At 62.1% G+C, this 23,993-nt stretch carries 21 protein-coding genes; 15 read left to right on the top strand and 6 right to left on the bottom strand.

The annotated features are described in order from the left end of the window. The first annotated feature begins 94 nt into the window (after nt 1-94). Nucleotides 95-1,573: an NCS1 family nucleobase:cation symporter-1 gene (locus M8Q45_RS13720; protein ID WP_249875196.1), complete on the top strand. Its 1,479-nt coding sequence runs from the start codon at nt 95-97 to the stop codon at nt 1,571-1,573. A gap of 151 nt (nt 1,574-1,724) precedes the next feature. Beyond that, the gene (locus M8Q45_RS13715) at nt 1,725-3,008 is read left to right on the top strand and encodes a Zn-dependent hydrolase (protein ID WP_249875195.1); all 1,284 of its coding nucleotides are present in this window, start codon (nt 1,725-1,727) and stop codon (nt 3,006-3,008) included. Between the two features lie 61 nt (nt 3,009-3,069). Here the strand turns inward: M8Q45_RS13715 and M8Q45_RS13710 are convergent, their stop codons facing one another. Further along, nucleotides 3,070-3,348, bottom strand: a complete 279-nt coding sequence (locus M8Q45_RS13710; RefSeq protein WP_249875194.1) for a hypothetical protein — start codon at nt 3,346-3,348, stop codon at nt 3,070-3,072. 148 nt (nt 3,349-3,496) lie between these two features. Here M8Q45_RS13710 and M8Q45_RS13705 point away from each other — a divergent pair, with 148 nt between their 5' ends. Beyond that, on the top strand, nt 3,497-4,597 hold the full coding sequence (locus M8Q45_RS13705; RefSeq protein ID WP_249875193.1) for an IS110 family RNA-guided transposase: 1,101 nt from the start codon (nt 3,497-3,499) through the stop codon (nt 4,595-4,597). A gap of 286 nt (nt 4,598-4,883) precedes the next feature. Then, the gene (locus M8Q45_RS13700) at nt 4,884-5,351 is read left to right on the top strand and encodes a hypothetical protein (protein WP_249875192.1); all 468 of its coding nucleotides are present in this window, start codon (nt 4,884-4,886) and stop codon (nt 5,349-5,351) included. Here M8Q45_RS13700 and M8Q45_RS13695 read toward each other — a convergent pair. Further along, entirely contained in the window at nt 5,338-5,796 is a 459-nt protein-coding gene (locus tag M8Q45_RS13695; protein ID WP_249877326.1) for an REP-associated tyrosine transposase, read from the bottom strand. The genes M8Q45_RS13700 and M8Q45_RS13695 overlap by 14 nt on opposite strands. Before the next feature lie 304 nt (nt 5,797-6,100). Here M8Q45_RS13695 and M8Q45_RS13690 point away from each other — a divergent pair, with 304 nt between their 5' ends. Then, a complete protein-coding gene (locus M8Q45_RS13690) occupies nt 6,101-7,585 on the top strand; it encodes a helix-turn-helix transcriptional regulator (protein WP_249875191.1) in 1,485 nt (494 codons plus the stop codon). A 239-nt stretch (nt 7,586-7,824) separates the two neighbouring features. Then, a complete protein-coding gene (locus M8Q45_RS13685; protein WP_249875190.1) occupies nt 7,825-8,073 on the top strand; it encodes a DUF1652 domain-containing protein in 249 nt (82 codons plus the stop codon). A 233-nt stretch (nt 8,074-8,306) separates the two neighbouring features. Here M8Q45_RS13685 and M8Q45_RS13680 read toward each other — a convergent pair whose 3' ends face one another. Then, the gene (locus M8Q45_RS13680) at nt 8,307-9,692 is read right to left on the bottom strand and encodes a sensor histidine kinase (protein WP_030141266.1); all 1,386 of its coding nucleotides are present in this window, start codon (nt 9,690-9,692) and stop codon (nt 8,307-8,309) included. Beyond that, the gene (locus M8Q45_RS13675) at nt 9,670-10,353 is read right to left on the bottom strand and encodes a response regulator transcription factor (protein WP_030141267.1); all 684 of its coding nucleotides are present in this window, start codon (nt 10,351-10,353) and stop codon (nt 9,670-9,672) included. The genes M8Q45_RS13680 and M8Q45_RS13675 overlap by 23 nt, the downstream gene beginning before the upstream one ends. 272 nt (nt 10,354-10,625) lie before the next feature. On the opposite strand from M8Q45_RS13675, the gene hcnA reads away from it, so the two are divergent. The 3 genes from hcnA to hcnC are packed head-to-tail and all read left to right on the top strand — an operon-like array spanning nt 10,626 to nt 13,610. After that, a complete protein-coding gene (hcnA, locus tag M8Q45_RS13670) occupies nt 10,626-10,952 on the top strand; it encodes a cyanide-forming glycine dehydrogenase subunit HcnA (RefSeq protein ID WP_249875189.1) in 327 nt (108 codons plus the stop codon). Continuing rightward, complete coding sequence (hcnB, locus tag M8Q45_RS13665) at nt 10,949-12,358, top strand: cyanide-forming glycine dehydrogenase subunit HcnB (protein ID WP_249875188.1); 1,410 nt, start codon at nt 10,949-10,951, stop codon at nt 12,356-12,358. Before hcnA ends, hcnB begins: the two co-directional genes overlap by 4 nt. Next, a complete protein-coding gene (hcnC, locus tag M8Q45_RS13660) occupies nt 12,351-13,610 on the top strand; it encodes a cyanide-forming glycine dehydrogenase subunit HcnC (RefSeq protein WP_249875187.1) in 1,260 nt (419 codons plus the stop codon). Before hcnB ends, hcnC begins: the two co-directional genes overlap by 8 nt. Before the next feature lie 127 nt (nt 13,611-13,737). Here the strand turns inward: hcnC and M8Q45_RS13655 are convergent, their stop codons facing one another. Both M8Q45_RS13655 and M8Q45_RS13650 read right to left on the bottom strand, forming a co-directional pair. Next, entirely contained in the window at nt 13,738-14,349 is a 612-nt protein-coding gene (locus M8Q45_RS13655) for a glutathione S-transferase (protein ID WP_249875186.1), read from the bottom strand. A gap of 32 nt (nt 14,350-14,381) precedes the next feature. Further along, the gene (locus tag M8Q45_RS13650; RefSeq protein ID WP_030141273.1) at nt 14,382-15,302 is read right to left on the bottom strand and encodes a MurR/RpiR family transcriptional regulator; all 921 of its coding nucleotides are present in this window, start codon (nt 15,300-15,302) and stop codon (nt 14,382-14,384) included. A gap of 312 nt (nt 15,303-15,614) precedes the next feature. Here M8Q45_RS13650 and M8Q45_RS13645 point away from each other — a divergent pair, with 312 nt between their 5' ends. From M8Q45_RS13645 to iolD, 6 genes are all read left to right on the top strand, one after another. Continuing rightward, nucleotides 15,615-17,552: a bifunctional 5-dehydro-2-deoxygluconokinase/5-dehydro-2-deoxyphosphogluconate aldolase gene (locus M8Q45_RS13645; RefSeq protein ID WP_249875185.1), complete on the top strand. Its 1,938-nt coding sequence runs from the start codon at nt 15,615-15,617 to the stop codon at nt 17,550-17,552. A gap of 248 nt (nt 17,553-17,800) precedes the next feature. Next, nucleotides 17,801-18,694, top strand: a complete 894-nt coding sequence (gene iolE, locus M8Q45_RS13640) for a myo-inosose-2 dehydratase (RefSeq protein ID WP_249875184.1) — start codon at nt 17,801-17,803, stop codon at nt 18,692-18,694. After that, nucleotides 18,691-19,500, top strand: coding sequence for a 5-deoxy-glucuronate isomerase (gene iolB / locus M8Q45_RS13635; RefSeq protein WP_249875183.1), 810 nt, complete (start codon nt 18,691-18,693; stop codon nt 19,498-19,500). Before iolE ends, iolB begins: the two co-directional genes overlap by 4 nt. A gap of 30 nt (nt 19,501-19,530) precedes the next feature. Further along, a complete protein-coding gene (locus M8Q45_RS13630) occupies nt 19,531-21,033 on the top strand; it encodes a CoA-acylating methylmalonate-semialdehyde dehydrogenase (protein ID WP_249875182.1) in 1,503 nt (500 codons plus the stop codon). Between the two features lie 33 nt (nt 21,034-21,066). Continuing rightward, nucleotides 21,067-21,888 (top strand): TIM barrel protein, encoded by an 822-nt coding sequence (locus M8Q45_RS13625; RefSeq protein WP_249875181.1) that lies wholly within the window; start codon nt 21,067-21,069, stop codon nt 21,886-21,888. Nucleotides 21,889-22,039: 151 nt separating this feature from the next. After that, nucleotides 22,040-23,971 carry a 3D-(3,5/4)-trihydroxycyclohexane-1,2-dione acylhydrolase (decyclizing) gene (gene iolD / locus M8Q45_RS13620; RefSeq protein ID WP_249875180.1) on the top strand — a complete coding sequence of 644 codons (1,932 nt, stop codon included), beginning with the start codon at nt 22,040-22,042 and terminating at the stop codon, nt 23,969-23,971. Nucleotides 23,972-23,993 lie beyond the last annotated feature (22 nt).

The raw sequence follows: 23,993 nt of genomic DNA, 5'->3' as shown, positions 1-23,993 counted from the left end.
CGTCGTGGTCTGGCGGGGTGATTGGCAGTACGTGCGCAAGTACTCCAGCCATCGCCCGTCGATGAGCAAAAATAATGAAAACAGTGGAGCGGACATGACCAGATCAACAGTGACCGAGCGCGACGGATTATTCGAACTCGAAGCCGGCAGCGACGTCCTCGACAGCCCCCGTTACAACCACGACATCGCACCCACCAAGGTGCACGAGCGAACCTGGAACAAATGGCACATCACCGCACTGTGGGTCGGCATGGCGATCTGCGTGCCGACCTATACCTTGGGCGGCGTGCTCACGGCCTATTTCGGCTTGACGGTGGGCGAGGCATTGCTGGCGATCCTGTTCGCCAACATCATCGTGTTGATCCCGCTGACCCTGAACGCCTTTGCCGGGACCAAGTACGGCATCCCGTTCCCGGTGCTGCTGCGCTCGTCCTTCGGCGTCATCGGTTCCAATGTGCCGTGCCTGATTCGCGCCCTGGTCGCCTGTGGCTGGTTCGGTATCCAGACGATGTTCGGCGGGCTGGCGATCCACCTGTTTCTCGGTTCGGTGTTCGAGGGCTGGAAGAGCCTCGGCGGCACTGGCGAAGTGATCGGCTTCATGGTGTTCTGGGTCATCAACCTGTGGGTGGTCTTGCGCGGCGCCGAGTCGATCAAGTGGCTGGAAACCTTGTCTGCGCCGCTGCTGGTTCTGGTGGGGGCCGGGCTGTTGGTCTGGGCGTTGCCCAATGTGTCGCTGACCGAGCTGATGGCGGTCCCGGCCAAGCGACCCGAAGGCGCTGGGGTGACTGGCTATTTTCTCGCCGGGCTGACGGCGATGGTCGGTTTCTGGGCCACCTTGTCCTTGAACATCCCGGACTTCAGCCGTTATGCCAAGAGCCAGAAGGACCAGATCGTCGGCCAGGTCATCGGCCTGCCGTTGACCATGTTCCTGTTCGCCTCCCTCGGCGTGGTCATGACCGCCGCCTCGGAAAAACTGGTGGGCGTGACCGTCTCCGACCCGGTGACCTTGATCGGTCACATCCAGAGCCCGTTGTGGGTGGCGTTGGCCATGGTGCTGATCATCGTCGCCACGCTCTCGACCAACACCGCCGCCAACATCGTCTCGCCCACCAATGACTTCCAGAACCTGGCGCCGAAACTGATCGGCCGTACCAAGGCCGTGCTGCTCACCGGCCTGGTGGGGCTGGCGCTGATGGGCCACGAATTGCTGAAAAAACTCGGCTGGATCGTTTCCGACGTCAGCCTGGAGTCGGTTTATTCGAATTGGCTGCTGGGCTATTCGAGCCTGTTGGGGCCGATTGCCGGGATCATGGTGGTGGATTATTTCCTGATCAAGCGACAGCAGTTGGACCTGGCCGGGTTGTACCGCGACGACGTCTACCCGGCCTGGAACTGGAACGGCTTCATCGCCTTTGGCGTACCGGTGGTGCTGACGCTGCTGTCCCTGGGCAGTGATGCGTTCAGTTGGTTCTACAGCTACGGCTGGTTCACCGGCTCGGCGTTGGGCGGGGTGATTTACTATGGGTTGTGCAGTCTGCGAACGAGCCCGTCCGTTGCTAAAACCGCGGTGTGAAAGAGGGCCTCATCGCGAGCAAGCTCGCTCCCACATTGGATTGGGGTGGATGAAAAATTTGTATGCGCAGCACATCCCTGTGGGAGCGAGCTTGCTCGCGATGGCGGCCTCAAGTACACCGAAAACATGCCAGAAAAAAATGGAGATCCCCATGAACGCAGCCACCGACGTCCTGCAATCCACCCACCAGCACATCAACCGCGACCGCCTCTGGCAATCGCTCATGGACCTGGCCCAGCTCGGCGCGACGGTCAAGGGCGGTGTGTGCCGGCTGGCCCTGACCGACCTCGATCGCCAGGCCCGCGACTTGTTCGTGCAATGGACCGAAGCGGCAGGGTGTACGGTCAGCATCGATGCCGTGGGCAATATTTTCGCCCGGCGCCCGGGGCGTAATCCGAACCTGCCGCCGGTGATGACCGGCAGCCACATCGACACCCAACCTACCGGCGGCAAGTTCGACGGCTGCTTCGGTGTCCTGTCCGGGTTGGAGGTGCTGCGCACCCTCAACGACTTGGGCATCGAGACCGAAGCACCCTTGGAAGTGGTGGTCTGGACCAACGAAGAAGGCTCGCGCTTCGCCCCATGCATGATGGGGTCCGGGGTCTTCGCCGAGAAATTCACCCTCGAAGAGACCCTCGCCAAGACCGACGCCGAAGGCATCACGGTGGGCCAGGCGCTGAACGCCATCGGTTACGCCGGCCCCCGGCAAGTGAGTGGTCATCCGGTGGGCGCGTATTTCGAAGCCCATATCGAGCAGGGACCGATCCTCGAAGACGAGGGCAAGACCATCGGCGTGGTGATGGGCGCCCTCGGGCAGAAATGGTTCGACCTGACCCTGCGCGGCGTCGAGGCCCACGCCGGCCCCACGCCGATGCACCTGCGCAAGGACGCCCTGGTGGGCGCCTCGATCATCGTCGGTGCCGTCAACCGCGCCGCCCTCGGTCATCAACCCCACGCCTGCGGCACGGTCGGTTGCCTGCAAGCCTACCCGGGGTCGCGCAATGTCATTCCTGGCGAGGTGCGCATGACCCTGGACTTCCGTCACCTGGAACCGGCGCGCCTGGATTCGATGATCGCCGAGGTCAAGCAAGTGATCGAAGACACCTGTCGGCAGCACGGCCTGACCTTCGATTTGAAACCCACGGCCGACTTCCCGCCGCTGTATTTCGACCCGGGCTGCGTCGAGGCGGTACGCGGCGCTGCACAAGGGCTAGGAATGTCGCACCTGGACATTGTCAGCGGCGCCGGCCATGACGCGATTTTCCTCGCGGAACTGGGCCCCGCCGGCATGATCTTCGTGCCCTGCGAAGGCGGCATCAGCCACAACGAAATCGAAAACGCCACCCCCGACGACCTCGCCGCCGGCTGCGCCGTGCTGCTGCGCGCCATGCTGGCCGCCTCCCAGGCGATCGCCGAGGGGCGCATGGCGGCGTGAGGCCGCCAGGATAAAAGATCGCAGCCTCGCTTCGCTCGGCAGCTCCTACCGGGAACGCCTTTTAGGAGCTGGCGAAGCCTGCGATCTTTTGATTTTGATGTTCAGCCGTCAAGACAGCGCCAATTGGAAAGATCGCAGCCTCGTTGCACTCGGCAGCTCCTACCGGGAACGCCTTGTAGGAGCTGGCGAAGCCTGCGATCTTTTGATCTTGATGTTCAGCCGTCAAGACAGCGCCGATTGGAAAGATCGCAGCCTCGCTTCGCTCGGCAGCTCCTACCGGGAACGCCCTGTAGGAGCTGGCGAAGCCTGCGATCTTTTGATCTTGATGTTCAGCCGTCAAGACAGCGCCAATTGGAAAGATCGCAGCCTCGTTGCACTCGACAGCTCCTACCGGGAACGCCTTGTAATTGGATGGACTCGCCCAAGCCGAGGCGTCTGTAGCGCCACGGTGGCATTCTTAAGAAGCCAACGACAGCGAGGGCGAGCCCATGAAAAAGCATACGACCAAAACCAGCCTGTCTCCAGCCGATGTTTCGGCCTGTTCGACCCTGGCGGTGGATCTTGCCAAGAACGTGTTCCAGGTGGCCGGAGAAGACGCTCTCGGCCAGGTCATTTACGAACAACGAATCAAGTCGCGTGAAGCCTTTTTGAAGTTCCTGCACCAATTGCCCACAGGCCTGACAGTGTTGATGGAAACGGGGCCAGGGGCGCAGGCCTGGGCGCGACAGTTGCAGCAACAGGGCAATGCGGTGCGGATCCTGCCAGCGCAGCGTGTGGCCGAGCATCGTAGCGGCGCCAAGAACGATCGCAATGATGTGCTGGCGATATTGCGGGCAGGTCGGGACAAGGGCATTGCAGCCGTGCCGGTCAAAAGTACGGCACAACTGGCCATGCAGGCGCTGCATCGGGCCCGGCAGGGTTATGTGCGGCGGCGTACCGCCCTGGGTAATCAGATGCGCGGTTTGCTGCTCGAGCATGGGATTGCCATTGCGCAAGGTGAAACCTCCCTTGATCGAAATATTCCCCGGTTACTGGAGGATGCCACCCAACCATTGCCGGACATGTTGCGAGAACTGATCGCCGAGTTGATGGGCGAGTGGAGCCAGATGGGCGAACGTATCCGCGTGCTGACGGGGCGGCTGGAAGTCGCGGCTCGTGAAGACGAAACAGCGAAGCGGCTGATGACGGTACGCGGTATCGGCCCCATCATCGCCACCGCAGTATTGGCCAAGCAGACCGAACCTGAGAGGTTCAAAAATGCCCGGCAATTTGCTGCCTACTTCGGCACCGTGCCCGAACAACACAGCACCGGGCAGACGGTGAGACTGGGCAAGATGTGCAAGCGTGGTGATGCCTACCTGCGAAGCTTGACGATCCAGGGGGCGCACGCGGTGTTGAAACAGGTGCGGCCGGATTCGGATCATCCAGATGATCGGCGACTGCGACGCTGGCTGAGCCGTCACGGCCAAAAAGGCGCGGCTGTACGACTGGCCAACCGCAACCTACGAATCATCTGGGTATTGCTTCAAAACGAAGAAACCTATCGTCGCCAACCGGCGTCTAGTCCGGAGGCTGCGATGGACCATTAATTTACCGAGTTGTGCCACCGGGGCGCTGAGCCGCCTCAACCCTTGCTAAGGAACATTGACCCCAGGTCAGACCGTCGCGGATAGATGCCTGAGCTCCTACCGGCCCTTGAGGCCTCACTGTAATCGGCATACCGCGAGCTCACCCAATGTTGGCCAGAAGCTGATCATGCTTCCTCGAACAGGCCTTATACATAGATGCAACCGGGTATCGGTGTTCAAACGCAGGTTGACAGTGGGGGCGAGTCCATACATAGGAGCTGGCGAAGCCTGCGATCTTTTGATCTTGATGTTCAGCCGTCAAGACAGCGCCAATTGGAAAGATCGCAGCCTCGTTGCACTCGGCAGCTCCTACCGGGAACGCCTTGTAGGAGCTGGCGAAGCCTGCGATCTTTTGATCTTGATGTTCAGCCGTCAAGACAGCGCCGATTGGAAAGATCGCAGCCTCGCTTCGCTCGGCAGCTCCTACCGGGAACGCCTTGTAGGAGCTGGCGAAGCCTGCGATCTTTTGATTTTGATGTTCAGCCGTCAAGACAGCGCCAATTGGAAAGATCGCAGCCTCGTTGCACTCGGCAGCTCCTACCGGGAACGCCCTGTAGGAGCTGGCGAAGCCTGCGATCTCTTGATCTTGATGTTCAGCCGTCAAGACAGCGCCAATTGGAAAGATCGCAGCCTCGTTGCACTCGGCAGCTCCTACCGGGAACGCCCTGTAGGAGCTGGCGAAGCCTGCGATCGTTTGCTTATCAAATCCAAATAGCGTCCCAGAGGGGATAGTCACCCACGCGCGTCACCAACCCTGCGCGCAAGGGATTGTTGATGATATATCTAGCGGCGTCTTTCAGATCCTCATCCTTGCGTAGCGCACGATCGTAATAGCCTCGCTGCCATAATCGGCCTTGTTGGCAACGGGCAAGGTTGATGGTTCGGCTGCTGCGAGATTTGATGCGGTTCATCAAGCCGGCCAGATTGCCAGCTTGCAACTGTGCCAACCAATGCAGGTGATCTGGCATTACTACCCAGGCAAGGGAGGTCACCAGTGAGGCTTCTTCGGCACTGCGAATTTGTTCAACAAGCAGACGGCCCACCCGCCAGTCGCTAAAGATCGGCTGGCGCTGGTACACAACGGTGGTCAATAAGTAGATTCGGTCGAGCTCGCTCACTCGACCTTTACGCAAACGACATCCATGTGCTGCGATGGGCATTGGTTGATCTCCAAAAAAATAGGTAGAACACCGAAAATTAGCTGTTGCGACAAAGAACGGCTGGAAAAGCAATTGCGCCATATTTCAACGCACCCATTTTGTAGGAGCTGGCGAAGCCTGCGATCTTTTGATCTTTTGATCTTTTGATCTTTTGATCTTTCGCTTGAGATTCAGGTGTTTCGGAAAGATCGCAGCTTCGTTTCACTCAGCAGCTCCTACGCAGCTCCTACGCAGCGCCTACCGGGAACGTGTCATCACTGCGGATGGTCGTAACTTCCATGCGCTTTTGACCCATGGAGACCCAATGAATCAGGATGTCCCGAACACCGACACCAATCGCCGCCAGTTGCTGCAGATCATTGCCGGGCTGTCTGACGGTGTAATCCTCGTTGAGGTCGACCAGACCATCGCCTGGGCCAACGAGGCGGCGCTGACCATGCACGGCGTCCAGGCACTGAGTGAACTGGGCACCAATGCCAAGGAATATGCCCGGCGTTTCAACTTGCGCTATCGCAACAATCATCCGCTGCCCGAAGAAAACTATCCCATCGCCCGCGTGGCCCGTGGTGATGAGTTCAGTGACGTGCTGGTGGAAGTCACGCCAGTGGCCGACCCCGATCGAACCTGGGTGCATCGCATCCGCAGCATGGTGCTGACCGACCGCGCCGGCGAGCCGGAATACCTGGTGCTGATTCTCAGCGACGCCACCGAATGGGCAAGCGCCGAGCAGCGTTTCGAGAGAACCTTCGCCGCCAACCCGGCACCCGCGGTGATCTGCCGTCTCAGCGACTTGCGCTACATCAAGGTCAACCCTGGCTTCCTGGAAATGACCGGCTACAGCCGCGAGCAGGTGATCGGCCGTTCGGTGTACGAATTGGATGTACTCGAGGCCGCCGAGAAACGCGACCTGGCCATTGAACGCCTCGGCCAGGGCGCAACCATTCCGCAAATGCAGGCCGAAATGCGCTTGCCGGACGGTACGAACAAGCAGGTGATCGTCGCCGGACAGCCGCTGGACCTGCACGATGAAGACTGCATGCTGTTCTCGTTCATGGACATGGAGCCGCGGCGCAAGGCCGAAACCGCGCTGCGCCAGAGCGAGGAACGCTTCGCCAAGTCGTTCCGCCTGTCCCCGGTGCCGACGTTGATTTGCAGCGGTGAATTGCAACTGTTGGAAATCAATGAAGCCTTCCTCCAGGCGACCGGTTACGCCAGCGAGGAACTGCTGGGCAAGACCGTGGACGAAATCGGCTTCCTGGACAAGGAGGCGAGCGCTGCGTTGTTTGCCCGGCTGGAGAAGGCTGCCGCCGTGTCGAGCGTCGACGTCAAGGTGCACAAGAAAGGCGGCGAGCAGATCGATTGCGAAGTGGCCGCCGATACCGTGGCTATCCAGGACAAGCCCTGCTATTTGCTGGTGCTGATGAACATCACCGAACGCAAGCGCTCGGAGCTGGAGTTGGTGGCGGCCATCGAGGAAGTGATGAAGGACGCCTCCTGGTTCAGCCGGACCCTGATTGAAAAACTGGCGAATGTGAAAAGCATCAACGCGCAATCCCCCTCGACCTCTTTCACCGAACTGACGGCCCGGGAGCGTGATGTACTGGGGCTGATTTGCGAAGGCCTGGCCGACAAGGAAATTGCCGCGCGCTTGAAGCTGGCCCCCAACACCGTGCGCAACCACGTGGCGACGCTGTATTCGAAACTGGACGTTCACAGCCGCAGCGAAGCGATCGTCTGGGCCCGGGAGCGGGGTCTTTTCGGGAATGAATGGCGGATGAAGGCACCATGATAGCTAGTGCATATGTACCTGGCGTTCTGGTGCAAATTCGGGTTCTACCCCGGCGGATACGTCCCTAGGCTGGTGGGGTGCGACATTGTTGTAGGTGTCGCGTCCCCACGAAACAGTCAAGGAATACGTCACGATGTGCAGCAAACCCTTCAAAAGTGAGATCGACAGGACGTCCGCGGGAGCCAGGAGGCCGGAACGATTTTCCGGCCATTTGCGACTTCGAAGCTGAGGTGCGATCCATGACCCACCTGGCTCCGTTACGCGCCCGTCTCGAGAACAGCTTTGCGCCGCTGTCCTGCGACTGCAGCCTCAATGGCGACGGCACGCTCACCATTCGTTTGTATCACCAGGAAAGCGGCGAGGTCGACCTGGTGGTCAGCGGCATGAGCGTCGACAGCATCCGCTCTGAAGAAAGTCTGGAAAAGCTGATCGATGAGTTGCGCTATGAGCTGCATAACACACCGTTGCATCGCAGTGATCCTGCCTGAACGGGCATCCCGTGGCGAGGGAGCTTGCTCCCGCTCGACGCGGTAGGAGCTGGCGAAGCCTGCGATCTTTTGATCTTGATCTTGATCTTGATCTTGATCTTGATCCTGGGATTCAGGTGGCTGGGGAAGAGATCGCAGCCTCGCTTCGCTCGGCAGCTCCTACGCAGCTCCTATGCAGCTCCTACGCGGCTCCTGCGCAGCGCGGTGGGCTCTCTTGCGATAGAGCAAGTGGCTTATAACAACGTCGCCCGACAATCGAGCACCAACCGCGCGCCCCCCGACTCGCTGCGATCCACCTCCAGCGTAAACCCGTGCAGGCTGACAATCGCGGCGACGATCGACAGGCCGAGGCCGAATCCGCCGTGTTGGCTGCTGCCCTCGGCGCGGTAGAAGCGTCGAAACACGGCCTTGCGTTCGGCCTCGGGGATGCCGGGGCCGGAGTCGAGCACTTCGATGCGGGTGCTGTCGCCCTGGTCCACGCCCCGCAGGATCACTTCGCCGCCCGGCGGGGTGAATTTGATCGAGTTGCTCAACAGGTTCGACACCGCTTCGAACAGCAGTGCCCGGTCGCCGTTGAGCAGGGGCAGGGCGTCGGGCACTTCCAGGGTGAAGACCAGCTCGCGCTCTTCCGCCAGGGGCAGATAGAAATCATGCAATTCCTGCAATAGCTGCAGCGGATCGAGGCGCACGAAACCTGAGCGGCGCTGCTGGTCCTCCAGTTCCGAAATCCTCAACAGGCCACGAAACCGCGCCATCAGCGTATCGGTCTCGGCGATCACCTGATCCATCTGCAACGCTTCGGGGGAGCCGTCGGCGGCTTCCTGCTGGATGCGATAGAGCTGGGCGCGCAGGCGGGTGAGCGGGGTGCGCAAGTCATGGGCGATGTTGTCGCACACGCCCTTGACCTCGTTCATCAGCCGTTCGATGCGGTCGAGCATGGCATTGACGATCGCCGCCAGCATGTCCAGTTCATCGCGCCGGCTCGACAGCGGCAGGCGATGGGTCAGGTCCCCGGCGACGATGGCTTCGGCACTGGCCTGCAGTTTGCGAATGCGTTGCAACGGTCGGCGGCGCAACAGGTGCCAGCCAGCGATGCCTGGCAGGATCGTCAGCGAGACGCCCCAGAACAGCGCGTGCAGGATGATGCGCGTGACGGCGAACAGCGAACCGTTGTCCCGGGCCAGTACCAGCCAGCGGCCATCCTGGGTCCGGGACGCCACGGCATCGCAACTGTCGGAAGGCACGTCCGGATCGTCGGAATCCACGCAGCCGCCGAGCATGTGGATCTTGCCGTCGAGCGGCAGGTCGGCGGGGATTCGCTGGATCGGCCCGCTCAGGTGACGCAGTTGCGGGTCGAACAGGCCATAGGCGTCGACGCCGCGTTCGTCCAGGGTCAGGCTGGCCATGAGCGCGTCTTCCAGCTGGTCGCCATGGATGCGCGCGAACAAATGCTGGCGCTGCATCAGGGAGTGCTTGGCGAGGCTGTCGAGGTAGCCAAATACCTCGTAGTACATCACCCCCATCAGGATCGCGCTCCAGAGCACGAACAGCGAACTGTACAGCGCCAGCAGGCGGCTGCTGGAGGAGCGCCAGCCCTTAGCGGGGTTCAGCAATGACATAGCCGGAACCCCGTACCGTGCGAATCAGCGGTTCCAGGCCCGGCGGGTCGATTTTCTTGCGCAGGCGGCCGATGTGGACGTCGATCAGGTTGGTGCCGGGGTCGAAGTGATAACCCCAGACTTCCTCGAAAATCATCATGCGCGAGAGGATCTGCCCGCTGTTGCGCATCAGGAATTCCAGCAGTTTGTATTCGGTGGGCAGCAGGCTCAGCAACTGCCCGTTGCGGCTGGCTTCGCGGCTGATCAGGTTCAGTTCCAGGTCGGCCACCCGCAGCGCGGTTTCCGGTTCACGGGCGCCGTTGTTGCGCCGCAGCAGCACTTCGACCCGGGCGGCCATTTCGTCAGTGGCGAAGGGTTTGGTCAGGTAATCGTCGCCGCCTGCCCGTAGACCACGGACCCGCTCATCGACATCGGAGAGGGCGCTGATCATCAGGATCGGCGTGGCCACGCCCATGCTTCGCAGTTGTGTGACGATCACCAGGCCGTCGAGCTCGGGCAGCATGCGGTCCAGGGTAATAAGGTCATAGTCACCGCTGACGGCACGTTCCAGGCCCTCGCGGCCATTGTCGACCCAGTCGACATCCAGGCCGTTGCGGGTCAGTTCGGCGACGATCTCACGGGCGGTCACGGCGTCGTCTTCGATGGTCAGGATGCGGTTCATGGCAGTACCGTGTGGGGAAGTTGGAGCGACTGCGCAGCATTCTGCCAAAGAATACCTGTCGGCTTTCTGAAAAAAAGTTCATCAGCGCCCGCCGGCGCATTCAGTGGCCTGGATCAATACTTCGTCACAAATATTCCCTAACATCCTTCCGGTGCGCACCCTCATGCTGCGTTCGTTGCCCTGTTCTGGTGCGCTGTCGCCGCGGGCTCGATACGAAATCTCAATAGTGTGCCGCCAGGACCAAGCCTTCACTGAACTCAAGGAAGATTCGCATGCTGCAACCTCAAGACTTTCTTCGTCGCCCCTTTGATATCCAGCCCCTGAAGCAGGCAGACATGACCGTGCACCTGGACGGCCAGGCTGTCAACGCCGCCCAGGGCGAAACCGTGCTCACGGTCATCCAGGCCCTGGGCCAGCGCCAGGTCGCGCGCAACGATCATGATCAGATCAGCGGAGCCTATTGCGGCATGGGCGTGTGCCAATGCTGCCTGGTCAAGATCGACGGACGCCACAAGCGCCGCGCCTGCCAGACCCTGGTGCGCCCCGGCATGCACATCGAGACCCGGACCAACCGCATTGCCGAAACGGAGGCGCCATGAGCCTCGATCCGGTGATCGTCGGCGGCGGCCCGGCGGGTATGGCGGCGGCCATTGAACTGGCCGCCCACGGCGTGCGCTGCACCTTGCTCGAGGAGGCGCCGCGCCTGGGCGGAGTGGTGTATCGCGGCCCTTTGCGCGATGGGGTACGCCTGGATTACCTGGGGCCGCGCTACAGCGAAGCCCTGGAAAAACTTCATGGGGAATTCCAGCGCCATGCCGGCCTGATCGACGTGCGACTGGGCCATCGGGTCGTCGGCGCCGAGGGGTTCCGGGCCCTGACGCTGCTGGATGCCGACGAACGCTTGCGCGAAGTCGCCTATTGCCAATTGATCCTCGCGGCCGGTTGCCATGAACGCAGCGTGCCGTTTCCTGGCTGGACGCTGCCGGGTGTGATGATGCTCGGCGGCTTGCAATTGCAGATCAAGAGCGGCGTGGTCAAGCCACCAAGCCCGGTGGTCATCGCCGGCACGGGGCCGTTGTTGCCATTGGTGGCCTGCCAGCTACATGCCTCGGGTGTCACCGTGGCGAGTGTCTACGAGGCCTGTGCGTTCGGTCGGATTGCCAAGGAAAGCCTGGCGTTGCTGAACAAGCCGCAGCTGTTCCTCGATGGCCTGGGCATGCTCGCGTACCTCAAGCGGCATCGCATTCCCGTGCGCTATGGCTGGGGCGTGGTGCGTGCCGAGGGGGAGGCCGAGTTGAGCGGCGTGACCGTCGCGCCGTATTCCGCGGATTGGACGCCGGACCTTGAGCGCGCCGAACAGTTGCCGGCCCAGACGTTGGCTGTTGGCTACGGGTTTATCCCGCGCACCCAACTGAGCCAGCAAATGGGCCTGGAGCATGGTTTCAGCGAAGACGGTTATTTGCGGGCGGTGTCGGATGCCTGGCAACGCAGCAGCGAGGCCCATATCCACCTGGCGGGCGACATGGGCGGGATTCGCGGAGGTGAAGCCGCCATGCTGAGCGGGCGTATTGCCGCGCTGTCAGTGCTGATGCAGCGCAACGTCCTGGACGAGCCCACGGCCCTCGAGCGGCGTGGGCGCTATCAGGCCCAGCTGGAGCGGATCATTCGCTTTCGCGCCGCCGTCGATCGCTATACCCGGCGCGGGGCGGGCCAGACTGCGCTGCCTACTGCCGACACGGTGATCTGCCGCTGCGAGCATGCCACCCGTGCCGATATCGACCGGGCCCTGGAGCAGGGTGTGCAAGACATGGCCAGCCTGAAGATGCGCACCCGCGTCAGCATGGGTGATTGCCAGGGGCGCATGTGCGTCGGTTACTGCAGCGACCGGTTGCGCGAGGCCACCGGACGCGCCGATGTGGGCTGGTTGCGGCCGCGTTTTCCCATCGATCCGATTCCTTTTTCAGCCTTTCAGAATGTCGGCACGGAGGCCGCCTCCCATGACTAAGCACTACGACGTGGTGATTGCCGGTGGCGGCGTGATCGGCGCCTCCTGTGCCTATCAGCTGTCCAAGCGCAGCCATTTGAAGATTGCCCTGATCGACGCCAAGCGCCCCGGCAACGCCACCCGTGCGTCAGCGGGTGGCTTGTGGGCCATCGGGGAATCGGTGGGCCTGGGCTGCGGGGTGATTTTCTTCCGCATGATGTCGGCCAATCGCAAGCGCCAGGCCCAGGGCGCCGCCGTGGCGGTGGATGCGAGTACGCCGCACATCCTGCCCGACTCGTTTTTCCAGTTCGCCTTGCGGTCCAACGCGATGTACCCGCAACTGCATCGCGAGTTGCTTGAGCGCCACGGAATGGATTCCAAGTTCGAAGAGACCGGGCTGAAGTTCGTGATCTATGACGATGAGGACCGCTTGTACGCCGAGCACATCGCCGCCTCCATTCCCCATCTGGCCGATCAGGTGCGTTGGCTCGACCAGGCGGCCTTGCGCGAGGCAGAGCCGAGCGTCAGCCATGAGGCCCTCGGCGCGCTGGAGTTTCTCTGCGATCACCAGGTCAGCCCGTTCCGCCTCGCCGACGCCTACACCGAGGGCGCGCGGCAGAACGGCGTCGACCTGTACTTCAACACCCATGTGACTGAAGTCTTGCGCAGCGGCACGCGGGTGACAGGCGTACAAACCGCCGAAGCCGGAACGTTCAATTGCCGGACCCTGATCAATGCCGCCGGCGCCTGGGCGGCGGACCTCAGCGAGCAGGCCACGGGCGTGCGGATTCCGGTCAAGCCCGTCAAGGGCCAGATCCTGTTGACCGAACGCATGCCCAAGATCCTCAACGGCTGCCTGACCACCAGCGATTGCTATGTGGCACAGAAAGACAACGGCGAAATCCTGATCGGCAGCACCACGGAGGACAAGGGGTACGACGTGACCACCACCTACCCGGAGATCGAAGGGCTGGTGCAAGGCGCGATGCGTTGCATCCCGCAACTGGCCGACATCAACCTCAAGCGCACCTGGGCCGGGCTGCGCCCCGGTTCACCCGACGAGCTGCCGATCCTCGGGCCGATGCGCGGCGTGGAAGGCTACCTCAACGCCTGCGGACATTTCCGCACCGGCATCCTGACCTCGGCCATTACCGGGGTGCTGCTGGATAAGCTGGTCAATGATGAGCCGTTGCCGCTGGACATCACGCCGTTCCTGGCTGACCGGTTCGAAGTGGCGGCGGTTGCCAAGGTGATGGAAATGGATCCGGCCTGAGCGCCGCATCAAAACCCTGTGGGAGCGAGCCTGCTCGCGAAGGCGTCATGTCAGTCGGCATCCATGGTGACTGATGCACCGCTTTCGCGAGCAGGGCTCGCTCCCACACGGGAATGTATCCAGCCGGTTATTCCACCGGGGTGCTGAGGAACGCTTCCAGCCCCTCGGCGTAGGCGGTGAATGCACTGATTTGAGGGAAGGACTTGCCCTGCACCTGATCCGCCACCAGCAGGTTGGTGAAGGTCCATGCCACGGCGATGGTGATGCCGGCCTGGTCGATCGAGCCCTCGGTGGCCAGTGGCTGTTTTGCCAGCGCCTGTTCCAACCCGCCGTATGCAGCCAGCAGTTGACCGGAGATCCGCTCGAGCCACGGACCATGCTGGATTTCCGCCGGCCGCAGGGTGCGTTCGTAGTAGATCTGCACCGACTTCTCGCATGCCGCCAGCGCCAATCCGATCAATTGTAACGAGTGCAAGCGTGGCCCCGGATCGTTCGGCATCAGGCTGCGTGTTGGCCCGGCCAGGGCCTCCAGGTAATCGATGATCAACGTGGAGTCCATCAATACCGAGCCATCGTCCAGCACCAGGGTCGGTGCCTTGACCACCGGGTTGATGCCCTGGAAGTGCTCGAATTGCCTGAACACCGACACCGATTCGTGTTCCAGGGCGATTCCCAGGCGCTTGGCGGAAATGGCGACGCGGCGTACATAGGGCGAGTCCAGCATGCCGATCAGTTTCATGGCTTCTCCTTCAGCGGTTTTCAGGTCGGGGATCAATCCTCGAAGCCGACCTGTTCATGGATTTCATCAACCTTGAGTTCAAGGCGGTAGGCCACGGCGATGAACAACGCCTGGCACAGGCACAGCGTGGCGCTCAACGAGCGGAACGCGAACGAGCTGCCTTCGTTGACCAACAGCACCGCGTTGGCCCGTTTGGCCAGCGGCGACAGGTTGCTGTCGGTGATGATCAGCGTCTTGGCCTGGTGATGCTGGGCAATGCGCAAGCAGTGTTGGGTTTCCTTGCCATAGGGCGTAAAGCTGATGGCAATCACCAGGTCATTGGCCCGCACGCTGCGCATCTGCTCGCGATAACTGCCGCCCAGGCCGGACACCAGGTGAATGCGCTTGTTGGTGTGCTGCAGGTTGTAGACCAGGTAGTCGGCCACCGCGAATGAACGCCGCACGCCGACCACATAGATGTTGTCGGCATTGACCACCAGGTCCACGGCTTTTTCGAACGCCTCGTCATCCAGTTCCAGCCCCAGGCGCTCGATACCTGACAGGGTCGCGTTGACGCATTCGCGGGCCAGGTCGCCGGCGCTGGCCTTCTGCGATTTGTTGGCGATCATGCTGCGGATGCGCTGCTGGTAGTTCTGCACCGGCGTGGTCTTGTGGGTATAGGCCTCGCGGAACAAGGCCTGCATTTCGCTGAACCCGCTGAAGCCGAAGCGCTGGGAGAACCGTACGATGGCCGAAGGGTGGACTTCGCATTCCCGGGCGATGTCGCTGATGCGATCCACCATGATCCGGTCGCTTTGCTGGCTCATGTAGCTGGCGATGCGCTTGAGCTGGCGCGGCAGGCTTTCGTATTCCTCGGTGATCAGTTGCAGCAGACGCTCGGCGTTGATCGGTGGGCTGGGGAGCGCGGCTTCGGACGCGCTCTCGGACGGCGCCGGCAGATCGGGGCGGGTCATAGGAAATCCTTCTGGCTTGTTCTTATAGGGCAACCCGTGAAAATGGGCCGCCCTCGACAATAGGTTGGCTGGTCGCAGTCTACAGCGTAGGCGCCGGGAAAATCATGGTTGAGCGAAGTTGTCGCGCCTGCTGAAACGATGCACTGCGTCTGGCCCGGTTGAGCAGTAGCATATTGGAAAAAATATTCCACGATAAAAATTTATGGAAAAAATATTGATTATTGGCGCTGGCTCGTTTTAGTCTGCATCCACCAAAGCGCTGATGTCGGTTCCGACGACCAGCGCAGGCTGATAAAAATAACAGGAGCCAGCATGGGCCAGACTCGTTTTGCCAGTGGGCGTCAATTGGATGTGATCTGCCTGGGACGCCTGGGCGTCGATCTTTACGCGCAGCAAGTCGGCGCGCGCCTGGAAGATGTTTCAAGCTTCGCCAAATACCTGGGCGGATCATCGGCCAACATCGCCTTCGGCACGGCTCGCCTGGGGCTCCGGTCGGCGATGCTGAGCCGGGTCGGCGACGATCACATGGGGCGCTTCCTGGTGGAGTCCCTGGTGCGCGAAGGGTGTGACGTCAGCGGTATCAAGGTCGATCCTGAGCGACTCACCGCCATGGTCCTGCTGGGCATCAAGGATCGCGAGACCTTTCCCCTGGTGTTCTACCGGGAAAACTGCGCCGACATGGCGCTGCGGGCCGAAGACATCGACGAAGCCTTCATCGCTTCCAGCAAGGCGCTGCTGATCACCGGCACCCATTTCTCCACCGAAGGCGTCTACAACGCGAGCGTCCAGGCGCTCGACCATGCGCGAAAACACAACGTCAAGTGCGTCCTCGACATCGATTACCGCCCGGTCCTCTGGGGCCTGGCAGGCAAGGCCGATGGCGAAACCCGTTTCGTCGCCGATCGTAAGGTCAGCCAGCACGTGCAAGGGATCCTGCCGCGTTTCGACCTGATCGTCGGCACCGAAGAAGAATTCCTGATTGCCGGTGGCAGCGAAGATCTGTTGACCGCGCTGCGGACGGTGCGCGCGCTGACGACCGCAACCCTCGTGGTCAAGCTCGGCCCGCAAGGGTGCACGGTGATCCACGGTGATATTCCAAGCCGATTGGAGGACGGCGCCCTTTACCCTGGCGTGCGGGTCGAAGTCCTGAATGTGTTGGGCGCAGGCGATGCGTTCATGTCGGGTTTCCTCGCCGGTTGGCTGGAAGACGCCAGCGATGAGCGCTGCTGCCAGTTGGCCAACGCCTGTGGCGGCCTGGTGGTGTCGCGCCATGCGTGCGCCCCGGCGATGCCGACCCGGGCCGAGCTCGATTATCTGTTCAAGAGCCCGGTGCCCATCACCCGCCCGGACCAGGATGCCGTGCTGCAACGGCTGCATCAGGTCAGCGTGCCGCGCAAGGCTTGGAAACAGCTGTTCATCTTTGCCTTCGATCATCGCTGGCAGTTGGTGGAACTGGCGCAGAAGGGCGGTCGTGAACTGAGCAGCATCGGCGAGCTCAAGCAATTGTTCATCCAGGCGGTGGAGCGGGTCGAAGCCGACCTGCAACGCCAGGGCATCGACGCCGACGTCGGCCTGTTGGCCGATCAGCGTTTCGGCCAGGACTCCCTCAACGCCGCCACCGGGCGTGGCTGGTGGGTGGCGCGACCGGTGGAGGTGCAAGGCTCCCGGCCGCTGGCGTTCGAGCATGGGCGCTCCATCGGCAGCAACCTGATCGCCTGGCCGCAGGAACAGATCATCAAATGCCTGGTGCAGTTTCACCCCGACGACGAGCCGCTGCTGCGCCTGGAACAGGAGGCGCAGTTGATGGGCTTGTATAAGGCGTCCCAGGTCAGCGGGCATGAACTGCTGCTGGAAGTCATTCCGCCGAAGGATCATCCATCGGCCCATCCGGACGTGCTTTATCGCGCGCTCAAGCGCCTCTACAACCTGGGCATCTTTCCGGCGTGGTGGAAGATCGAAGCGCAGACAGCCGAGGAGTGGAAGCAGCTCGACGAGTTGATCCAGCAACGCGACCCGTACTGCCGTGGCGTGGTGCTGCTGGGCCTCAACGCCCCGGCTTCCGCGTTGGCCGAGGGCTTCCGCCAGGCCAGCCAGAGCACCACCTGCCGGGGGTTTGCCGTGGGCCGGACGATCTTCCAGGAACCGAGCCGGGCCTGGCTGGCCGGGGAGATCGATGATGAAACATTGATCCGGGACGTGCAGGGGCGGTTTGTGGAGTTGATCGAGGCTTGGCGTGCCGCACGGGCCTGACGCGATGGGGCTTTTGTGGCGAGGGAGCTTGCTCCCGCTGGACTCTGTAGGAGCTGGCGAAGCCTGCGATCTTTTGATCTTTTGATCTTGATTCGGTGGCTTTTGGAAAAGATCGCAGCCTTCGGCAGCTCCTACGCAGCTCCTACGCAGCTCCTACATAGTTTCACCAGGGTCCAGCCGAGCGGGAGCAAGCGCCCTCGCCACAGGTGATCGGTTAAATATCAGAGAAAACAATAAAAGGTGCAGCCATGCCCGCAATCCGAATTGGCATCAACCCGATTTCCTGGAGCAACGACGACCTGCCATCCCTCGGCGGCGAGACGCCCTTGAGCACGGCGTTGAGCGAAGGCAAGGAAATCGGCTACGAAGGTTTCGAGCTCAACGGCAAGTTTCCCAAGGACGCCAAGGGCGTCGGCGATGTGTTGCGCCCGTATGACCTGGCGCTGGTGTCCGGCTGGTATTCCAGTCGCCTGGCGCGGCGTTCGGCCGCCGAGGAGATCGACGCCATCGCCAGCCACGTCGAGCTGTTGGCACAGAACGGCGCGACGGTGCTGGTCTATGGCGAAGTGGCGGACTCGATCCAGGGCCAGCGTATCCCGCTGATCGAACGCCCGCGCTTCCACACCGACGACGCCTGGCAAGCCTACGCCGACAAGCTCACCGAACTGGCGCGCTTCACGCTGTCCCAAGGCGTGCGCCTGGCGTATCACCACCACATGGGCGCCTACGTCGAATCGCCTTCGGACATCGACAAGTTGATGGCCCTGACCGGCAGCGAAGTAGGCCTGTTGTTCGACTCGGGCCACTGCTACATGGGCGGCGGCGAACCGTTGCAAGTCCTGCGCAAGCACATCGAGCGCATCTGCCACGTGCATTTCAAGGACGTGCGCAAACCGGTGGTGCAGTTGGCGCGCAACAACCTCTGGAGCTTTCCCGACTGCATCATCAACGGCACCTTCACCGTGCCAGGGGACGGCGACATCGATTTCGCCGCGTTGCTCGACGTCCTGCTCGCCGCCGACTACCACGGCTGGCTCGTCGTGGAAGCCGAGCAGGACCCGGCGGTAGCGCCGAGTTATGTCTACGCCAAGAAGGGCTACGACACCTTGCGTGCCCTGTTGCAAGAGAGGATGCCGGCATGAGCCTGTTGATCAAGAGCAACCCCGGCGGCCAAAAGCTGGTCGAACTGCCCCGTGGCGCGTTGGAATACGTGGGGTTCGCCGCCTACCGCCTGAGCCTCGGCGAAACCCTTCCCGTGATGGCCGGTGACAAGGAATTGTGCGTGGTCCTGCTCAGCGGACGCATTGACCTCAAGGGCGAGGCGCCGGGGCAGGGGGCCTTCAACTGGGACAACCTCGGTGATCGCCAATCGGTGTTCGAGGACAAATCACCCTTCGCAGCGTATCTCCCGCCCGGCAGCCAGGCCCAGGTCACCGCCCTGAGTGATGTGCAGGTGGCGGTGTGCGCCGCGCCAGGTGCCGCGCAAAGCGAATATGGCCCACGGCTGATCCGCCCCGACAGCATGAAACGCAGCGTGCGCGGCAAGGGCGCCAATACCCGCTACGTCTGCGACATCCTGCCGGACAGCGAACCTGCCCATTCGCTGCTGGTGGTGGAAGTGCGCACGCCGTCGGGGCATTCCTCGAGCTACCCGCCGCACAAGCACGACACCGACGACCTGCCGCACCAGAGTTTTCTCGAAGAAACCTATTACCACCAGGTCAACCCGTCCCAGGGCTTCGTGTTCCAGCGGGTCTACACCGACGACCGCAGCATCGACCAGGCCATGGCCGTGGAAAACAGCGACCTGGTGGTGGTACCCAAGGGTTACCACCCGGTCAGCGTGCCTTACGGGTACGAGTCGTATTACCTGAATGTCATGGCCGGTCCGAAGCGGGTCTGGCAGTTCCATAACGACCCGCAGCACAGCTGGCTGCTCGACCTCTGAATTCGAACATTTCAACGGAGAACCAGGACAATGAGCGACACCCCGGTAATAGGCCATTACATCAACGGCCAAGTGCAGGACAGCGAAACCGCGCGCTCCAGCAACGTCTTCAACCCGGCCACCGGCGCGGTGCAGGCGCGGGTGGCCCTGGCCGAGCCGAGTACCGTCGACGCGGCGGTGGCCTCGGCGCTGGCGGCGTTCCCGGCCTGGTCCGAGCAATCGTCGTTGCGCCGTTCGCGGGTGATGTTCAAGTTCAAGGAACTGCTCGACCGCCATCACGACGAACTGGCGCAGATCATCAGCCGCGAACACGGCAAGGTGCTGTCCGACGCCCACGGTGAAGTCACTCGCGGCATCGAGATCGTCGAGTACGCCTGTGGTGCACCCAACCTGCTCAAGACCGATTTCAGTGACAACATCGGCGGCGGTATCGACAACTGGAATCTGCGCCAGCCCCTGGGTGTGTGCGCCGGCGTCACGCCGTTCAACTTCCCGGTGATGGTGCCGCTGTGGATGATTCCGCTGGCATTGGTTGCCGGCAATTGCTTCATCCTCAAACCTTCGGAGCGCGACCCGTCCGCCAGCCTGCTGATGGCTCGCTTGCTGACTGAAGCCGGCTTGCCGGACGGCGTATTCAACGTCGTCCAAGGCGACAAGGCGGCGGTGGATGCACTGTTGCAGCACCCGGACATCGAGGCGATTTCCTTTGTCGGCTCCACGCCTATCGCCGAGTACATCCACCAGCAGGGCACCGCGCATGGCAAGCGCGTGCAGGCCCTGGGCGGGGCGAAGAACCACATGATCGTCATGCCCGACGCCGACCTCGACCAGGCGGCGGATGCCTTGATCGGCGCGGCCTACGGCTCGGCCGGCGAGCGCTGCATGGCGATTTCCATTGCCGTGGCGGTGGGCGATGTCGGTGATGAGCTGATCGCGCGATTGCTGCCGCGTATCGATCAATTGAAGGTCGGCAACGGCCAGCAACCGGACACCGACATGGGGCCGCTGGTTACTGCCGAGCACAAGGCCAAGGTGGAAGGTTTTATCGATGCCGGTGTGGCTGAGGGCGCTCGGCTGATCGTCGATGGTCGAGGTTTCAAGGTACCGGGGGCCGAAAAAGGATTTTTCGTCGGCGCGACGCTGTTCGACCAGGTCACCGCCGAGATGAGCATCTACCAGCAAGAGATTTTCGGCCCGGTGCTGGGCATCGTTCGTGTACCGGATTTCGCCACGGCGGTGGCGCTGATCAATGCCCATGAGTTCGGCAACGGCGTGTCGTGCTTCACCCGTGACGGCGGCATCGCCCGGGCATTTGCCCGCAGCATCAAGGTCGGCATGGTGGGCATCAACGTGCCGATCCCGGTGCCCATGGCCTGGCATTCCTTTGGCGGCTGGAAGCGTTCGCTGTTCGGCGACCACCATGCCTATGGCGAGGAAGGCCTGCGTTTCTACAGTCGCTACAAGAGCGTGATGCAGCGCTGGCCCGACAGCATCGCCAAGGGCCCAGAATTCAGTATGCCCACTGCCCAATAACTCAATTTCATGAATGCCGGAGGGAGAACAACAATGAACCAGCCCCTGCGTTTTGCCTTGAACCGAATGGTTGCCCCACGCCTGTCACTGCCTGCTTTCATCGACTTGGCGCTGGCGTTGAAAACCGACGCCATCGAGATTCGCAATGACCTGAAAGGTGTCGAGATCGAAGACGGCATGCCGCCGGCCCGCGTCCGCGAGTTGTGCGAGGCACGCGACATCAAGGTGCTGTCGATCAACGCCCTGTATCCATTCGATGTGTGGAACGAAGAGCGTCGCGCCCAGGCCGTGCGCCTGGCCGACTACGCCCGCGAGTGTGGCGCCGAGGGGTTGGTGATGTGCCCGCTCAACGACCGCGCCGACCCGCGCAGCGAGGCCGAACGTGCGGCGGGGCTGCGCACGGCCCTGAGTGAACTGGCTCCGATCCTGCGCGCCTTCGGCATCTACGGTTTCATCGAACCTTTGGGTTTCGAGGAGTGCTCGCTGCGGCGCAAACGCACGGCGGTGGAAGCGATCAAGGCCGTTGGCGGGCTGGACGTGTTCCGCCTGGTGCATGACACCTTCCACCATCATCTGGCCGGCGAGCAGGAATTCTTCCCTGAACTGACCGGGCTGGTGCACATCTCCGGGGTCGAGGATGCGCAAGCACCGCTGGCGACCATTCGCGACGGTCATCGGGTGCTGGTGGGCGAAGCGGACATCCTGGGCAACGCTGCTCAGATCGAGGCGCTGCTCAGTGGAGGTTATGACGGCTACCTGTCCTTCGAACCGTTTGCCGAGAGCGTCCATGAATTGGCCGACATCCGCCAGGCGCTGGGGGCGAGCATGAGCCACCTGCAAAGCTCCCAGGCCTGAGCCGGCTCCCTGAACAATGGAGAACTCCTGTGGGAGCGAGCTTGCTCGCGATGACGGCACTCCAATCAATGCATGAGTTGCCTGACACACCGCTATCGCGAGCAAGCTCGCTCCCACAGTTGACCGAGTTGCGTTTGAAGAAGGTGCAAGCATGACCACAACACGACTGACCATGGCCCAGGCCCTGGTGAAATTCCTCGATAACCAGTACGTCGAGGTCGATGGCGTCCAGAGCAAGTTCGTCGCCGGGGTGTTTACCATTTTCGGCCACGGCAACGTGCTGGGCCTGGGCCAGGCGCTGGAGCAGGACAGCGGCGACCTGGTGGTCCATCAGGGCCGCAATGAGCAGGGCATGGCCCACGCCGCCGTCGGTTTTGCCAAGCAGCATTTGCGGCGCAAGATCTACGCCTGTACTTCGTCGGTCGGTCCCGGCGCGGCGAACATGCTGACCGCTGCCGCCACCGCGACGGCCAATCGCATCCCGCTACTGCTGTTGCCGGGCGATGTCTACGCGAGTCGCCAGCCGGACCCGGTGCTGCAACAGATCGAGCAGTTCCATGACCTGAGCATCAGCACCAACGATGCGTTCAAGGCCGTGAGCAAGTACTGGGATCGCATCAACCGCCCCGAGCAATTGATGAGCGCCGCGATCCATGCCATGCGCGTGTTGACCGACCCGGCCGAGACCGGTGCGGTGACCCTGGCGCTGCCCCAGGACGTGCAGGCCGAAGCTTATGATTACCCGGATTACTTCCTGCAGAAACGCGTGCACCGCATCGACCGCCGCCCGGCCACCGAAGCGATGCTCGACGACGCGTTGGCGCTGCTCAAGGGCAAGCGCAAGCCGCTGATCATCTGCGGCGGCGGGGTGAAATATTCCGGGGCCAACGCTGCCTTGCAAGCCTTCGCCGAGCGCTTCGACATTCCTTTCGCAGAAACCCAGGCGGGGAAAAGCGCCATCGTCTCCAGCCATCCGCTGAACGTGGGCGGCGTCGGCGAGACCGGGTGCCTGGCAGCGAACCTGTTGGCCAAGGAAGCGGACCTGATCATCGGTATCGGCACCCGCTACAGCGATTTCACCACGGCGTCGAAATGGCTGTTCCAGCACCCCGAAGTGCAGTTCCTGAACCTCAACATCAGCCCGTGCGATGCGCTGAAACTCGACGGCGTGCAACTGCTGGCCGACGCCCGTTCCGGCCTGGCGGCGCTGGCCGGCAAACTGGGGGATTACCGTGCCGAATGGGGCGGGCAGATCGCTGACGCCAAGGCCCAGCTCGACGCGGAAGTGGACCGGATCTACCAGGCGGATTTCCAGACCCAGGATTTCGTCCCGGAAATCAACGACCACATGGACCCGGCCGTGTTTCGTGAATTCATCGAACTCACCGGCTCCTGCCTGACCCAGAGCCGCGTGCTGGGTACCCTCAACGAAACCCTGGCGGACGACGCCATCATCGTCGCTGCCGCCGGCAGCCTGCCCGGTGATCTGCAGCGCAGTTGGCGGAGCAAGGGCGTGAACACTTACCACGTCGAATATGCCTATTCGTGCATGGGCTACGAGGTAAATGCCGCTCTGGGGGTGAAACTCGCCGAGCCGGACAAAGAGGTCTACGCGCTGGTAGGCGACGGTTCCTACATGATGTTGCACTCGGAACTGGCAACCTCGATCCAGGAACGGCGCAAGATCAACGTGGTGCTGCTGGACAACATGACCTTCGGCTGCATCAACAACCTGCAAATGGAACACGGCATGGACAGCTTCGGCACCGAGTTCCGCTTCCGCAACCCCGAGACCGGCAAGCTCGATGGCGGTTTCGTGCCGGTGGACTTCGCCATGAGCGCGGCGGCCTACGGTTGCAAGACCTACAAGGTCAAGACGCTGGACGAGTTGCACGCCGCCCTGGCCGATGCCCGGCGCCAGACAGTCTCGACGCTGATCGACATCAAGGTCCTGCCCAAGACCATGATCCACAAATACCTGTCGTGGTGGCGGGTCGGCGTGGCGCAAGTCTCCACCAGCGCCCGTACCGATGCCGTCGCCAGGACCCTCAACGAACGACTGGCCAAGGCCCGTCAATACTGATTGCGCCAACACCTACATAAAG

It is taken from the genome of Pseudomonas sp. T1.Ur (genome assembly GCF_023516725.1).
Lineage (GTDB): Bacteria > Pseudomonadota > Gammaproteobacteria > Pseudomonadales > Pseudomonadaceae > Aquipseudomonas > Aquipseudomonas alvandae.
This window is presented reverse-complemented; position numbering and strand designations above follow the sequence as displayed.